Annotated in this window: 12 protein-coding genes; 8 read left to right on the forward strand and 4 right to left on the reverse strand. The window is 59.0% G+C overall.

What is annotated here, in order from left to right:
- Nucleotides 1-51 precede the first annotated feature (51 nt).
- The gene (locus C7436_RS12910) at nucleotides 52-1812 is read right to left on the reverse strand and encodes an ExeM/NucH family extracellular endonuclease (RefSeq protein WP_121208071.1); all 1761 of its coding nucleotides are present in this window, start codon (nucleotides 1810-1812) and stop codon (nucleotides 52-54) included.
- A gap of 9 nt (nucleotides 1813-1821) precedes the next feature.
- Entirely contained in the window at nucleotides 1822-2724 is a 903-nt protein-coding gene (locus C7436_RS12915; RefSeq protein ID WP_121208072.1) for a helix-turn-helix transcriptional regulator, read from the reverse strand.
- A 245-nt stretch (nucleotides 2725-2969) separates the two neighbouring features.
- Between C7436_RS12915 and C7436_RS12920 the strand changes: the two genes are divergently transcribed.
- The 8 genes from C7436_RS12920 to C7436_RS12955 all read left to right on the forward strand — a co-directional run bounded on the left by C7436_RS12920 (nucleotide 2970) and on the right by C7436_RS12955 (nucleotide 11221).
- Nucleotides 2970-4253, forward strand: coding sequence for an MFS transporter (locus tag C7436_RS12920; protein ID WP_121208073.1), 1284 nt, complete (start codon nucleotides 2970-2972; stop codon nucleotides 4251-4253).
- Between the two features lie 162 nt (nucleotides 4254-4415).
- Nucleotides 4416-4841, forward strand: a complete 426-nt coding sequence (locus tag C7436_RS12925) for a MarR family transcriptional regulator (protein ID WP_011783693.1) — start codon at nucleotides 4416-4418, stop codon at nucleotides 4839-4841.
- A gap of 3 nt (nucleotides 4842-4844) precedes the next feature.
- On the forward strand, nucleotides 4845-6236 hold the full coding sequence (locus C7436_RS12930) for a DHA2 family efflux MFS transporter permease subunit (protein WP_011783694.1): 1392 nt from the start codon (nucleotides 4845-4847) through the stop codon (nucleotides 6234-6236).
- A gap of 229 nt (nucleotides 6237-6465) precedes the next feature.
- On the forward strand, nucleotides 6466-7035 hold the full coding sequence (locus C7436_RS12935; protein ID WP_011783695.1) for a TMEM165/GDT1 family protein: 570 nt from the start codon (nucleotides 6466-6468) through the stop codon (nucleotides 7033-7035).
- Between the two features lie 52 nt (nucleotides 7036-7087).
- Nucleotides 7088-8137 carry a L,D-transpeptidase family protein gene (locus C7436_RS12940; RefSeq protein ID WP_121208074.1) on the forward strand — a complete coding sequence of 350 codons (1050 nt, stop codon included), beginning with the start codon at nucleotides 7088-7090 and terminating at the stop codon, nucleotides 8135-8137.
- 24 nt (nucleotides 8138-8161) lie between these two features.
- Nucleotides 8162-8914: an SDR family oxidoreductase gene (locus tag C7436_RS12945; protein ID WP_041654424.1), complete on the forward strand. Its 753-nt coding sequence runs from the start codon at nucleotides 8162-8164 to the stop codon at nucleotides 8912-8914.
- Nucleotides 8915-8935: 21 nt separating this feature from the next.
- Complete coding sequence (locus C7436_RS12950; protein ID WP_121208075.1) at nucleotides 8936-10402, forward strand: NfeD family protein; 1467 nt, start codon at nucleotides 8936-8938, stop codon at nucleotides 10400-10402.
- A 27-nt stretch (nucleotides 10403-10429) separates the two neighbouring features.
- On the forward strand, nucleotides 10430-11221 hold the full coding sequence (locus C7436_RS12955; RefSeq protein ID WP_121208076.1) for a slipin family protein: 792 nt from the start codon (nucleotides 10430-10432) through the stop codon (nucleotides 11219-11221).
- A 67-nt stretch (nucleotides 11222-11288) separates the two neighbouring features.
- On the opposite strand, the gene C7436_RS12960 is transcribed toward C7436_RS12955, so the two are convergent.
- A complete protein-coding gene (locus C7436_RS12960) occupies nucleotides 11289-11570 on the reverse strand; it encodes an Lpp/OprI family alanine-zipper lipoprotein (protein ID WP_011783700.1) in 282 nt (93 codons plus the stop codon).
- Nucleotides 11571-11782: 212 nt separating this feature from the next.
- Entirely contained in the window at nucleotides 11783-12340 is a 558-nt protein-coding gene (locus tag C7436_RS12965) for a L,D-transpeptidase family protein (RefSeq protein ID WP_011783701.1), read from the reverse strand.
- Nucleotides 12341-12366 lie beyond the last annotated feature (26 nt).

A 12366-nucleotide genomic window follows, 5' to 3' on the forward strand; every position in this document is an offset into this window, starting at 1 on the left:
CGAGCCGTGCGCTATTGCCCGGCTGCCGGACTCCGGAGGCGGTGCAGCAAGTCAGTGGGTGGGGCTGAGGTTCAGATCGGTCAGCACGGGATTGTGGTCAGACGATCGCCACGGGCCCGACTGATCCGGGGTCTGATGGTAGCTCAGCGCCCGGGGCTCATCGGCGTTGATGTTCCAGGTTTGCGCCCGCTCAACCCAAGGCATCAGTGCCGGGCTGGCAAGCGCGTAATCAAGGGTACCTTTCTGGCCCTGGTACCGGTAGGTATAGTGCTCGCACTGCATTGGCAGGCAAGGGTGATACTGGTGTACCAGGCTGGTGAAACCGGCTTCCTGGAACTGTTCGACCGGCGCCTCGCGGGCATAGCTATTGAGATCGCCAGTGATCAGTACGGGTGTGGTTTCGGGATCTCCGGCCAGTGCCTGGAGCCAGATCACGATAGCGTTGGCGCTGAGGGTCCGCTGCCGGCTGTAGCAGCCCTGCCCGTCGCCCTGATCCTGTTCTCGGGCCGCTGCATGCCGGCAGGATTTTGATTTCAGATGTGGTACCACCACCCAGAATGTCAGCTCGCTTCCCCGGGCACGGAATGCCTGGGCGAGTGGCGGGCGGGACGCGCCTGGAAGTTCGCCTGGTCCGGGCCTGTAAGCCGGGCCAGTGGGGCGGACCCGGGATTCCCGATACAGCAAGGCAGTGCGGATGGCATCGTTGCCGTCCCTGCCCGGCGTCTGTACGACTGCCCAATCAGCGCCGAGCGTCCGGGCCAGGCCAGCCGCCGCACTGTTTGGGCCGTAGCCGTCATTTTCCAGTTCGGTCACGGCAAGGATGTCGGGGTGCGCGTCCTGGATGGTTCGGGCGAGTTTACGGTTCTGGGTCTGAAACTGCTCGAGCGATGATGCGCCCCGTGGCGTGGGAAAGCCCTTGCCCTGCCCGTCGCCATTGAAGTAGTTCTGCAGGTTCAGGGTCATGATCCGGATACTGTCCGTTGATTTGGTCGGCGCTTGTGGTCTGGGGTTACGGGCCTGGAAACGTGGTACAGCGCCCGGTTGAACCCGCCACTGGCCAAAGCGGTAATCCAGTACGCCCTCCAGTTCTGACACGATATCGCCGGCCCGAACGGTATCGCGTTCTGATAGCCAGGGCACCGGCGTCGGGTTTTGCTTGCCCAGGCCATCGTCCAGGGTTATCCGTTGCGCCAGGTTTTGCTGTTCCAGTGTGCGGGCAGCCGGACCTGGCGCTAACTGTTCTGTGGCAATCGCCTGATCGCTGGCCGCCAATGCCAGCTCGCCGTACCTGGCCAGGTTGTAATTATCGATGACCGTCAGGGGCTCATCGAAACGCACCCGCATGTTTTCCAGGCTTTCGGGTGGTTGCGACCAGGGTAGCGATACGTTGATCGGCGCTGGCAGGGATGCCTGGCCGCATACTGAAAGGTTGTGCACCGGTGCCAGTTCGGTCAGGCCGTGAAACTCCTTGACAGTGCCGGTAACCCGCACCCGCTGACCCACGCTGCCACCGGCTTTGCGGGTATAGACAAACAGTGCTTCGGAGGTGGCTGGATTGTCATCGGTCTGGTGATCGGCCTGCTGCAGATAGAAGCCGGAAAAGCCGCCAGGTTTTCGGGCATCCAGTACAAGGATGCCTTCTACGGTCACGGTTTGGCCGATCAGTGGGGATTGGTTGCCGGTGCCCTGTACCTGATGGATGGGCGTGGCGGAAGCTCCACAGCGGTTATCGGCTTGCGCCTGGAGTGGCGTCGCCGATAACACAAGCCCGAGGCAAAGAAGGGCAGTAAAGGTCTGGAGCGGTCTGGTCACGGGGCCAGTCTAGCAGAGACCGGCCACCGCCTTGAGTGCCCGTTCGCGTTTGCTGCCAAAACCGAGCTGGTCCGGGTTGGCCAGTTCGAGCTGCTGAACCAATGGGTCTGGATGGCTGTTTTCGTAGGTGATGCCCAGTCGGGACAGCACATAGGGCGCCAGGGCGGCTCGGGTTTCGATGTGCAGCAGGCCATTGGTCATGCCGTAGTCGCGGGCGATGATCTTCTGCTGGGCTTCGGTCAGACGCTGGTCCGGGGTGATCTCCAGTGTCACCTGCCGCTGCCAGTCGTCATCCTGCTGGGCGTTGTGCCGGGCTTTCTGGCGCAGGGCCTCAATACGGCCGTGGAAGCGGCTCAGGGCGAAATCCCGGAATTCCCGGTTGGCGCTGCACCAGGCCCGAATGTGCCAGCTGTTGCCGGCACAGACCAGAGCGTGGGGTTCCAGCACACTCTCGGCGGCTTCCGGGCGGCTCAGTGATACGTAGCTCGCCTTCAGCTGGCGATGATAACGGGTGGCGGTAACCACGGCCCGCATAACTTCCGGGTCTATATGCCGGGCCGCCTCCGGGATGACGGCGTTGCCGGGCAGGCCCAGTTCAAGATCGGAGAAGGTATCACTCAGATTCTGCTGGCGGGCCAGAAGATCCTGATACTCGGATACGGCGCCCCGGGTGACCACCGGCTTGAAATTGGCAGAGGGGACATAGCCTTTCAGGTGCCGGTCGTAGACCAGATTGCCGGGAGCCAGTTCACGAAGATAAGTATTGATGTCCTTGGAAGCCTGCTGTCGACCGATACCAAAGCTGTGACAGATATGGTTGGTGGTCAGTCGACCCTCCCACAGGGCGATAATCTCGATCAGGCGATAGCGAAGCAGTAAATCCCAACGAATGGGCCAGTCCGTTTTCTTCATAACCAGGCGCTCACGGTCCAGTAGATTGCATGGCAAATATGTTACCTGCTCCCGCCAATCGGGTCTGTTACGACCCATTAATGTAAAACATTGTCAAATGGCCTGCCAGTGCGGGCTCGGGGTCTCGGCAACTCCCTAGTGGCGCGGCTATAAAGAGGTTGGTTAAATGCTCGCCAGCAGACAATCTATAATGTTGCTATCTTTTCTTTTTGTTACCCACTGTAATCGCGACAGGCAGAATTCCGATGACCCGAATGGTTGCGTCTTTATCAGCGCTGATACTCAGTATTGTCCTTCTGGTCAGTGGCAACGCCTTTCTGATGACTCTGTTGGGCATTCGCCTGAGTATTGAAGAGATTTCGCCAGATGTGATCGGCTGGGTGCTGGTGTGTTACTCCATCGGTTTTGTGCTTGGCACCTTGTATGTGCACAAGATTATTGGCCGGGTGGGTCACATCCGTGCCTTTGCGGTGTTCGCAGCCATGGCGGCGGTCACCGCACTGATGTATCCGATGGCTATTTCCATGGTGTTCTGGGCCGTGCTGCGGGTGCTGTCCGGGTTCAGTATTGCCGGGGTGCTGGTGGTCATTGAGAGCTGGTTTTCCAGTCGGGCCACCAACGCCAATCGCGGCGCACTCTTCGCGGTCTATCAGATTGTCTTCTATCTTTCGGCCGCCGGCGGCCAGTTGATCGTCAATGTCGGTGACCCGGCCAACTTCCTGCCGTTCTCGCTGGCGGCCATGTTGTTGACGCTGGCATTGATTCCGTTGTCTTTGACCCGGATGGAGGCGCCGGTTATTGAACAGGCCAGTCGCATGTCGGTGTTCAAGCTGGCGCGGGAGTCGTTTTCGGGCGTTGCCGGGGCGCTGATCTGTGGGGTGATGATCGGTGGCTTCTATGCCCTTGGGCCGGTTTACGCCACGCTGGTTGGCCTGGATGTGGCGCGCACCTCTACCTTTATGGCCAGCGCGATTGTGGCGGCCATGCTTCTGGCCTGGCCGCTGGGACGGCTGTGCGACCGCTTTGACCGGCGCAGGGTCATGTTCTGGGTGGCGATGGCCGCCTCGGCTTCCGCGGGCGGTGTCGCGGTGTTCGGTGCGAGCAACCTGGCGTTGTTGACCTTGTTGGTGGGGTTGTTTACTGGCCTTTCGGCCACCATCTATCCAATCGGAGTGGCGATCACCAACGACCGTATGGACAGCAACCGGATAGTCTCCGCCAGTGCGACCTTGCTGCTGAGCTATGGTATTGGCAGTGTCATCGGCCCTATTGCCATGGCCAAGCTGATCAGCCTGTTGGGTCCGGCCGGTCTGTTCTATGGCAATGCCGGTTTCCTGCTGGTATTGGCGGTGATTACCAGCTACCGCATCAGCCACACCGAAGATGTTCCGGTGGACGAGCAGGAGCATTTCGTTCCGGCCATGCCGGAAACCTCACCGGTGCTGACCGAGATGGATCCCCGGAACACCGAGTTTCACGAATCACCGGAAGTGGAAGAAATGCAGGAGGAGCTGCGTCAGGCCGGTTGACGCAGCTTTCGGTTTTCCCCAATTATATTTTTGTCTTCACATCTGTTTTTATTTCAATGGTTAGCTTACTATTGGTGAATTTCCAATAAGGTAAGTCTTTTGTCGGTTTTCGGGGTGGCGTTTGCTTGTCCCATGCCGGATCACCATCAGGAGTAATGAACCATGAGAGATCAGTTTCCGTTTGCTGTTGCCCGGGTAACCCGCCGCTGGCGCAAAATGCTCGATGAACGCCTGAAAGATCTGGGTGTTACCCAGGCGCGTTGGAGCACCATGGTGTATCTGCAGCAAGGTGGTGAAGGCCTGACCCAGCGCGAACTGGCCAGCCTGATGGCCATTGAAAACCCGACCCTGGTACGTTTGCTGGACAGTCTCGAGCAACAGGGGCTGATTGAGCGCCGCCCATGCCCCAACGATCGTCGCGCCCGTCGCCTTCACCTGACCAAGGCCGGTGTCGAGTTCATGGATGAGTTGTCCGAGCGCGCGGCCACGCTCCGAGAGGAGATGCTTGACGGCATTTCCGACAAAGACATTGAGGCATCGCTCAAGGTTTTCCACAAGATCATGGAAAACGCCGAGAAGCAGAAGTGAGTCTTGGCTGATCAATCCGTAGAGGGCCTGCGGGCCCGATATGGTGACCGCTGGCGCTGGCTGGCGGTGCTTACCGTGGTGCTCGGCACCATGGCCACGGTGCTCAGTGCCACGGTGGTCAACGTTGCCCTGCACGATATCATGGTGGAGTTCGGTATCCGCCAGGGCCAGGTTCACTGGCTGGCGACCGGTTTCATTGCCGCCATGACCACCACCATGCTGGCTTCGGCGTGGCTGCTGGACCGCTTCGGTGTCCGCAAGACCCTCAGTACCGCCATGGCCATGTTCACGCTGATTTCCCTCGCCGGTGGCTTGGCGCCCACGCCAGAATTGTTGATTGCTGCCCGGATTGGGCAAGGGGCCATGGCCGGGTTGATGCAGCCCATGGGCATGTATCTGGTGTTCCGGATTTTTCCGGCGGACCAGCGCGGCCGCGCCATGGGCATCTATGGCATGGGTGTGATTCTCGCGCCGGCTCTGGGCCCGGTCCTCGGTGGTTTTCTGGTGGATCAGTTCCACTGGCGCTGGGTGATGTTTGCCCCGGCTCCGGTCACCCTGCTGGGTGTGTGGATGGCCTTGCGCTTTCTGCCGTCACCACGGTCCCGTCCGGCTCCCTACATGTTCGATCTGTCCGGTATGGTTCTGCTGGGGGCCGCGGTTGCGGTCACCCTGGAAACGCTTAACCGTCTGCAGGACTGGCCCGGAGACTCTGTGCGTATTGCCTGGCAGGGCGCATTGGCTGCGATTCTGATTATTGGATTTATCGTACGTGAACGTCGTGCCGCCCATCCGCTTGTCCGATTGGCGTTACTGCGAGAGCCGGTGTTTCTGTACGCAACCCTGGGCGCCATGGCACTGGGTCTGGCGCTGTTCGGCTCTACCTATCTGATCCCGTTATTTGTGCAGACTTCGCTGGGCTTCTCGGCCACAGAAGCGGGCTTGCTGATGTTACCCGCAGGCGTCGTACTGGGCATGGTGTTCCCCGTCGCCGGCCGGCTTGCCGACAAACGCAGTGCCCGTGGGCTGGTGTTGTTTGGCATTGCCATGTTTGCCTGTTCGGCGGTGTTGTTTGCCGCTACCGGGGCGCTGGTCGGGTTTGTCTGGCTGGCATTGTGGGCAGTTGTGGGCCGAATCGGTATAGGCTTTATGTTGCCGGCGCTGTCGACGGGAGCTCTGAACCCGCTCGCGCCGGAACAGCTGGGTGCAGGTTCCAGTACGATCAATTTCGCCCGTCAGCTGGGTGGTGCGCTCGGGGTGAATATCGTTGCCCTCACCATCGAGTTCGGCGAACACGAAGGCGGGCTGCCAACCGTTTCAGCCTTTGCCTCGGCCTGGTGGCTGGTTGCGGTATGCGTGGCGCTGGCGGCGGTGCCGATCTGGAAAATGCGGGCCTGAGGCCGGGAGTTGCCTTGTTTGCCCCTATTCATTACTATGGCCGCACCTTCGGGGGAGTAGCCTCTGCACCGGTGATCCGGGCAGATGGTGGTCAACATACTTGCAGCTCAATCTGCATGGCCACTGTGTTCCTGAACAGGAATTGGCAAGACCTGAGGCAGATCACCTCCAATGGGCGGAAGGTGGGCTGTCTCATGTCTGAATTGTCTCCGCCCTGAGGTTCTGCTGAATGGATGCTTTTCTCGCTTCGACGCTTGCCGTTGCCATCGCTGAAATTGGCGATAAAACCCAGCTGTTGTCTCTCTTTCTGGTTGCCAGATACGCCAAACGTACCCCTATCATCCTCGGGATTCTGATTGCTACCGTGCTTAACCATGCCCTGTCCGCCTGGCTGGGCGCCTGGGTTGCGCAATGGATTCCGGAGGCCTGGCTGCCCTGGATCCTGGCCGTCAGCTTTGTTGCCATTGCCCTGTGGCTGTTGATTCCAGACAAGGATGATTCGGAGGACTCGAAATTCCTGGGTATGGGTGCCTTCATGGCCACGACCATCATGTTCTTCCTGGCGGAAATTGGTGATAAAACCCAGATTGCCACGGTGGTCCTGGCCGCACGGTATACCGACACGTTCTGGGTTATCATGGGTACAACGGTGGGTATGCTGTTGGCCAATGTGCCGGTTATCATGGCGGGTCGCTGGCTGATGGAACGCCTGCCGCTGGCCATGGCGCGAATCAGTGCGAGTATTCTGTTTGTGGCCCTGGCCGTGGTGACGGTCTGGGCCACGGTAATGAACTCCTGAGCCGGACGCCGGTCATTGAGTGTGAGAAATGTTGTTACGGGAACCCAATCTTATGCGGTGGAAAAGCTGGTTGCTTGTTGTCATTGGTGTCAGTCTGCTGTGGCCGTTTTCCTCAGTACAGGCCGCCCGGGACACAAACGGGCCGGAGGCATCAGAACGGGTGCCGGACCGCTCCCCGCGGGTTCCTACCTTTCAGCCCGACGGTGACCTGGCGGGAGAGCTGCAGGTGTTCAATACCGTCTATGAGGACACCTTTGCCGGCATTGGTAACAAGTTGGCCCTGGGGTACCTGGAGTTGGTGAAGGCCAATCCCGGTATTGATCCCTGGCTGCCGGGCGAAGGCACCATGATCACTCTGCCCCGCATGTATGTGTTGCCCGATGTTGAGCGCGAGGGCATCGTGATTAATCTGGCTGAATACCGGCTGTATTACTTCACACCGGATGGCGGGGTGCAGGTGTACCCGGTTGGTGTGGGCACTGAGGAAAACCCGTCGCCGCTGACCAATGCCAAAGTAACCATGCCACTGGAGTCCCCGGCCTGGTACCCGCCAGCGAGCATTCGTGCCGAATATGAGGCGTCGGGAGACTATCTGCCGAAAATGATCCCACCAGGCCCGGGCAATCCCCTGGGTACCCATGCCCTCATGCTGAGTGAGAAAGGCTACCTCATTCACGGCACCAACAAACAGTTCGGTGTCGGTATGCCGGTCAGTCACGGCTGTTTCCGCATGTACAACGAAGATATTTCACGGTTTGTCTATCAGGTGGAGAAAGGCACGCCGGTTCAGGTGATTCGTGAGCCGGTCAAGATCGGTATGGCCGGTGGTGAGGTGTGGCTGGAAGTGCATCGGCCCCATGAGGACTATTCGGCCCGCGACCGGGAGCGCCTGTGGGCTCAGGTATTTGAAAAAGTAGAGAGCTTCCGCCAGCAGCATCCGGATGTGGATCTTCGCCGCCGTTCCATTGAGCTGGCGGTGGATCAGGCCGATGGTCTGCCCACAATGATCGGCGAGAAGCTGACCCGGATGGCATCCGAGGATTCGGTTGAACCGGCAGAATCCGAGAAACAGGGCAAGCCGGAACAGACCCTGTATTTCTAGTCCCCCTGGTAAAGGAACACCGCAATGAGCAGGAGCATTCTGATCACCGGCGCCAGTTCTGGCCTTGGCGAGGGCATGGCCCGAGAGTTTGCCGCCCGCGGAGATAACCTGGCGCTCTGCGCCCGAAGAACTGAGCGGCTCGAGGTGCTGAAAGCGGAGCTTGAACAGCAGTATCCGGGTATCCGGATTCAGGTGATGGCACTCGACGTGAATGATCATGTTCAGGTGCAGGAGGTGTTCCGGGCTTTTCAGGCGCACTTTGGAGCACTGGACCGGATTATTGTGAATGCCGGTATCGGTAAGGGCCAGCCACTCGGAACCGGGCGCTTTGATGCTAACCGGCAGACCGCAGAAACCAACTTTGTCGCCGCCCTCGCCCAGATTGAAGCGGCGATGGAAATTTTCAGGGAACAGAACCGGGGCCACCTGGTGGCCGTATCATCGGTAACGGCAGTGCGCGGTATGCCGGGCAACGTTACCACCTATGCCGCCACCAAGGCCGGGTTGGCAGCACTCTGTGAAGGACTGCGCATCGAGTTGAAAAAACGCCGGTCCCCGATCCGTGTGACTACCCTGTATCCGGGCTATATTCGCACTGAAATCAATGAGAAGGTGAAAAACACACCGTTCATCGTCGACGCACAAACCGGCTGTCGTGCTATGGTGAAAGCCATAGAAGCCGGAAAAGCCGAGCATTTTGTGCCCGCCTGGCCCTGGGCCCCGATCGGTTTTGTGCTAAGGCGGTTACCGGAGTCGGTTCTGGCAAAGCTGTTCTGATCACTCCCGTGGGAGGTTGAGATGCGTGCAAGCCACTTCAGGACATCGACACTCACCCCCAGAGTAAAGCTCTGGGCGCTGGTGTTTGTAGCCGGAGCCTTGCTGGCCCTGTTCAGTCTTTCCCTGAAAGCCTTTGCGCAACAGGAATCGCCCCGTCAGGCCCTGGTGCTTTCGGTTGAAGGTGCGATTGGCCCGGCCACCATGGATTATGTGACCCGCGGTATTCGCCGGGCGGAGCGGGAAAGCGCCGGCCTGGTGGTGATTGAAATGGACACCCCGGGCGGTTTGATGGATTCCATGCGGGAAATCATCAAGACCATTCTCGCTTCCGATGTGCCGGTGGCGACCTACGTTTCACCCCAGGGTGCCCGGGCGGCCAGTGCCGGTACCTATATCCTCTACGGCAGCCACATTGCCGCCATGGCTCCGGCCACCAACCTTGGCTCAGCCACACCCGTGCAAATGGGTGGCCTGCCCGGCTCCACAGAACCTGAATCCCCTTCTGAATCTGCCCCTGAAGAATCTTCGGAGGACACCGACCAGAGCGAATCGGCCGACAAACGTCGTGGCAACACTGCTATGGAGCGCAAGGTACTGGAAGATGCCGTGAGCTACATCCGCGGCCTGGCAGAGCGCCACGGTCGTAATGCCGACTGGGCGGAAGAGGCGGTTCGGGAGGCGGTCAATCTCGGGGCTACCGAAGCCCTGGAGCGTAACGTGGTGGACGTGGTGGTGCCAAACCTCCGGGCGTTGTTAAGCGAGATTGATGGTCGCACTGTGCGCTTGGCCGCCGGTGATCGGGTGCTGGAAACCGCGCAACTGGAATTGGTGCGGGCCGAGCCGGACTGGCGCACCAAATTGCTGTCGGTGATTACTGACCCGAATGTGGCCTATTTCCTGATGATCATCGGCTTTTACGGCATTCTTTTCGAACTGGCCAACCCTGGCGCGGTGGTGCCGGGTGTCATTGGCGCCATCAGCCTGATTCTGGCCCTGTTCGCCTTCCAGGTCTTGTCGGTGAACTACGCGGGTCTGGCGCTGATCCTGTTGGGGCTGGCCTTCATTGTCGGCGAGGCGTTTGTGCCCAGTTTCGGCATCCTCGGCATCGGTGGCATCGTGGCGTTTGTCACTGGCTCCGTCATCCTGATGGACGGCAGGCATCAGGAGATTTCGCTGCCCACGATTGGTGGCACGGCGGTGGTGGCTGGGGGCTTTATTCTCTGGACCGTTACCCGGTTCATCGGTCTTCGGCGGCGCCACCCGGTCTCGGGTAGTGAGCAGCTGGTCCACGAGCACGGTATGGCACTGGATGATTTTGTCCCCACGTATGATGCCTACGCGGGCCATGTACGGGTCAGCGGCGAACGCTGGAACGCCCGGAGTCAGGTGGCCATTGCCGCCCGATCGCAAGTGCGGGTAAATGGTATGGACGGCCTGACTCTGCTGGTGGAGCCCGGTAACGACGAACCGGCAGAGCGCACAGATTAAACATCAACGGCAAATCAAGGAGGCCGTATGAATCTCGGTGACATTATTCCCTATATTGCACCGACGGTGGTGCTGCTGCTGATCCTGGGGTCAGCAATCAAGATCCTGCCGGAATACGAGCGTGGCGTGGTCTTTTTTCTGGGTCGGTTCCAGGGCGTGAAAGGCCCGGGACTGATCATCGTCATTCCCGGTATCCAGCAGATTGTGCGAGTTGACCTTCGGGTGATCACCCTGGATGTCCCCAGCCAGGACGTGATATCCAAAGACAACGTTACCGTGCGGGTAAATGCGGTGCTGTACTTCCGGGTGGTGGATCCGGAAAAAGCCATCCTCCGGGTTGAAGATTATGGTGCCGCTACCAGCCAGCTGGCCCAGACAACACTGCGATCTGTACTGGGCAAGCACGACCTGGACGAGATGTTATCCGAACGGGACAAGCTGAACGCCGACATTCAGGAGATCATCGATGCCCAGACCGAAGAGTGGGGTATCAAGGTGGCGAATGTGGAAATCAAGCATGTGGATCTGAACGAATCCATGATCCGCGCCATCGCCCGTCAGGCGGAAGCCGAGCGGGAGCGCCGGGCCAAGGTCATTCACGCTGAAGGCGAGCTTCAGGCGTCGAAGAAACTGGTGGAAGCGGCTGAGGTGATGTCTGTGAACTCCGGTGCCATGCAATTGCGTTATCTGCAAACGCTGGCGGACATGAGCAACAACAACTCCTCGACCATTGTGTTCCCGTTGCCGATGGATCTGGTCAAGACCTTCATTCAGAACCAGAGGCCGGACAAGGCTGGGCAGGAAGAGCCGAAACCCTAATACCAAAGGGTTCTGCAGACATAAAAAAAAGGCCGGATTAACCGGCCTTTTTTGCTAGCTGACAGCCTTACTTCTGGCTGGCACGCTCGAGCATACGCTTGGCGCGCTCGTTTGCTTCGTCAGCAGCTTTCTGGGCAGCACGGGCTGCAGCCAGAGCTTCTTCAGCAGTCTGCTGGGCAGTGCGTGCACTGCTGGCGGCGCTGTTAGCAGTGTTCAGGGCGTTGTTGGCAGTCTGCTCAGCGGAGCTGGCAGTTGCATTTGCTTCGTCGATAGCAGCTTGTTCAGTAGTGGCACAACCTGCAGTCAGAGCAGTAGCCAGTGCAAACCCGGCGATCGTCAGTTTACGCATTGTAAATCCCCTTATTGGTCGTTTTATTTCCTGTGATCCGGAAGCCGGTCAGACAGCTCCCTTCTGCTAGGCCCGATAGGCAGTGACTACCGGAGTCGTTAAACAGTGTAAAACACTCAGAGACAAAATGTTAACTAAGGATACGTAAATTTTCTTAGCTTATGACAACAACTTAATCCGGCTTTCATGGCGTTGTCACCAAGCAGAAAGAATCACGGAACGATGCGGATGGGGGTTCCGTTCTGGACCAGTTGCCAGATTTCATCCATGGCTTCGTTGCTCACTGCAATGCAGCCATTGGTCCAGTCCAGCCCGGTGTAGGCAAAGGCCATGTCGCCGGCATTGTTGGGTAGGCCATGAATCATGATGCTGCCGCCGGGATCAAGACCCCAGGCTTCTGCCAGTTCCCGGTCGCGGGGGCTGGGGTAGGAAATGTGGATGGATTTGTAGAAGTCGCTGCTGGCATTGCGCCAGTCCAGTACATAGTCACCCTCGGGTGTGCGTTCATCCCCCTCATACAGCTTGTGGCCGACGGGATTGTCACCGAGGGAGATGCGGTACTGGCGTACGGGTTCATCACCGCTGAGCAGGTACAGGCGACGTTCTCCTTTGTTGACCAGTACCTGGGTAATCTCCAGCAGGCCTTCCATTAACGCCGGTTCCGGTGCGCTCGGCATCATGCGGGTGTCGGCCCGGGCCAGAAGCTCAGAGGCTGACGCCAGCAGAGGAGAGGCAATCAGGGCGATGGTCAGTAGAACTCGAACAATCATGAAACTCGCACAAATTGGTAAATGGT

Source organism: Marinobacter nauticus, assembly GCF_003634635.1.
Classification (GTDB): domain Bacteria; phylum Pseudomonadota; class Gammaproteobacteria; order Pseudomonadales; family Oleiphilaceae; genus Marinobacter; species Marinobacter nauticus.